This is a genomic window from Pricia sp. (genome assembly GCF_041745955.1).
Taxonomy (GTDB): domain Bacteria; phylum Bacteroidota; class Bacteroidia; order Flavobacteriales; family Flavobacteriaceae; genus Pricia.
The window spans coordinates 1-3,014 of sequence record NZ_JBGTHY010000473.1 but is presented as its reverse complement, the minus strand read 5'-3'; the positions used below and the strand labels follow the sequence as shown (position 1 = coordinate 3,014).

General features: G+C 47.3%; 3 protein-coding genes. All 3 read right to left on the bottom strand.

Going from position 1 to position 3,014, the window contains the following annotated elements:
• The coding region (locus ACEW8S_RS16630; protein WP_373519242.1) for a sulfatase at positions 1-1,249 on the bottom strand (1,249 nt) is incomplete at its 3' end.
• 172 nt (positions 1,250-1,421) lie between these two features.
• The gene (locus ACEW8S_RS16625) at positions 1,422-2,147 is read right to left on the bottom strand and encodes a prolyl oligopeptidase family serine peptidase (protein ID WP_373519241.1); all 726 of its coding nucleotides are present in this window, start codon (positions 2,145-2,147) and stop codon (positions 1,422-1,424) included.
• A gap of 210 nt (positions 2,148-2,357) precedes the next feature.
• The coding region (locus ACEW8S_RS16620; RefSeq protein ID WP_373519240.1) for a T9SS type B sorting domain-containing protein at positions 2,358-3,014 on the bottom strand (657 nt) is incomplete at its 5' end.

Sequence of the window (3,014 nt, the reverse complement as noted above, 5' to 3'; positions counted from 1 at the left end):
TTCGCATGCCGAATACCGTGGGGGTCATGGGGAAATCGTATTCCCAATAATATTCATAAAAGATTTCTTCGCGGGATTTGGCGGTCGTATCCCCGGTCAAGATGGGAATAAACGAGACACCTGGCATATTTTTGGGCTGCTCAACGCCTGCTTCCGCCAAGACTGTTGGGCCGATATCAATGTTCTGAACCATCTGTTCGGGTGTTTTTCCTCCCTCGAAAAGTTCGGGACAACGCACCAACAAGGGCACTTTTACCGATTCCTCATAAAAATGACGTTTATCGATCAAGCCGTGTTCGCCCCAGCTAAAGCCGTTATCGCCCATATAGATGACCAAGGTAGAATCGTCAAGACCTTCCTTTTTCAAGTATTCCATGACGGTGCCGATGCTTTCGTCGACCCCCAAAAGGGTTTCACAGTAATCGACGACCATTTCGTTTAAATCGTTAAATCCGTGGTACATATAATCGACCCCGTGCCAGCTTACGCGCTGATTGGCAACCCATTCGGGCCATTTTAAATCCCTGTATTCCCCAGTCAGGGTTTGACCATAAGTGCTAGGCAGTTCTATCGTATTGCCCTTGTACTTTCCTTTGTGACGTTGGGCGGGCTGAAAACCTGCGTGCACGGCCTTGTGGGACAAATACATAAAGAACGGCTTTTTCTTGTCCCGCTTGTCCAGCCAATCCACTGCATGATCGGTCAACAGGTCGGTGATATAGGTGGAGTCTTTATAAGTCGTTCGCTTGCCGTTGATGTTAAGGGTGGGATTGTAATAGACTCCTTGGCCAACAAAACTTTCCCAATGCGTAAAGCCCGGCTGTGGTTCGTCGCCATGGTCGCCCATATGCCACTTACCGAAAAAGCCGGTCTGGTAGCCTGCCTTTTCCAAATATTCGGGAAAAAAGGTCAGGTCTCCGGGGTTCGGTGCCTGGTTATCGACGATGGTGTGGGTATGCGAGAATTGTCCCGTTAAAATGGAGGCCCGACTCGGGGAGCACAACGAGGTGGTTACAAAGGTATTTGGCAGATAGGCTCCCTCGGATGCCAACCTATCCATATTCGGGGTCTCGAGCCAAGGCACCTTACCCGTAAAGCCCATATAATCGTAACGATGGTCGTCGGTAAGGATAAAGACGACATTTCGGGGTTTCTTTTTGGATGGTTTTTGAGGATCAGTGTTGGCTGGGCTTTTACCCGCAAAAAGAAGGATGAAGGTTAGTAGTGCTAAAAATTTGAGTTTTTTCATGGAATGGTTTTGTGCTGTTTGTGCTGGAGGATACTTTGTTTTGAAAAGGAAATTTAATAAAAAAATCGGTAGAATCTTTCGTTCGCCTATTTTTTGGCTGACGGTATGCAAGGTTTTTCATAGATGGTAGACCTACAAGGATTCTAGTTCCTCGCTCATACCTTGCAGAGGTCTACTTCATCCCACGTTTCTGTTTCACAAACCATTCATACAAGGTTTCGGTATCATAGGCCTGTATCCAAGAATTGTGGCCTACTCCCTTATATTTTGTGTAGCGCACGTCGTAGCCCATCTCCCTTAATTTTTTGACCATTTCATCTGACTCAGAGACGGGTATGGACTTGTCTTCTGCTCCATGAAACACCCAGATGGGCATGTTCTTATCAATCCAGGAGGCATACGGAACGGGAGTCATCCCGCAGACCACCGCCATGGCCGCAAAGGTTTCGGGAAATTGTACCGCCATTTCCCATGCTGCGCCACCTCCCCTGCTCAATCCGGTCAGGTAGATACGGCTTTTATCCACTCGGTTGTTCGCTACAATGGTATCCAACAACTGTTTGACAGCCCTGGTATCCCACCATTTCTTTTTATGGGGATTTTGGGGAGCCAGTATCAGAAAAGGAAATTTCTTGCCTCGTGCAATTAGCTTTGGAGGCCCATTACGCCTGACTTTGATCAGGCTATCCCCCGATTCACCGCCGCCATGGAGAAACAATAAGAGCGGGAATTTTTTATCGGTTACATCCTCATAATCCTCCGGATAATACAGGTAGTAGCTGAAGTTTTCCTTGGTGACAACCTCCTGTTCGGCATCAACCAAGTGGTATTTCGGTTGAGCGGAACAGCTTTGGAAAGTGAGGGCTGTTATTAGGAGGAGGAGGATTTTTTTGGACATCTGCAGACTTGCTTTTAAGTCATAAAGGTATCAAATTAGGATTAAGAAATAGTTGGTAGGAATATGAATGGTGATGAAAAAATATCTAATGCGGTTTGATTATAATCCTATCCACAGGCTTTAAACATTACGTTACAAGTGCGGATTACAAAAAAAACGGATGCCCAAAAGGACATCCGTCTATAAAAATCTAAACGTATTAGCCAACTACTAGCGATACAGCGTAAAGTGCCCCACATAACGCGTCGAACGTTTATCGTTCTGGTTTACTACGTACCAGTAATCACCTGAGGGCAGTTCTTTGTTATCATAAAGACCGTTCCATTCGCTGACCTTATTAAGCTCGGCCACTACCCTACCGTAGCGATCGTAGATGATCACTTCGATATTTGGGAAGAACTCCCTGTTTTTCGGGGACCAGAAATCGTTCTCATTGTCACCGTTCGGCGTAAAGAAGTTGGGGATTTCCAACATTCCCGTAAACTCGAAGGGAATGGACGCCACCGCGACACAGCCTCTTTCATCGACCACGCGCACCTCGACGGTACCGCTTTCGGTGGTTGTATAGATACCTTCGCTACCATAGGATTCCCCGTTAAAGAAATACTCGTAGCCGCCGAATCCACCGGCCGCAATCGCGGTCAGTTCGTTTGGACCTGTTTTTTGGGCATCCAATGTAAGCGGCTCATACGCCTCTATCGAGAATTCGACGGTATTGGTACAACCGTTTTCGTGATAGATGTATACGATGTGCGTACCAGCCGGCAGGTCGCCCCACGAACGATCGGGCGTCGCCAAAGCCGTTACGGCATCGGTCGGGTCAATAGGATCCAGGGCGAAAAGAATTTCGGAGATGCGGCTATTGTC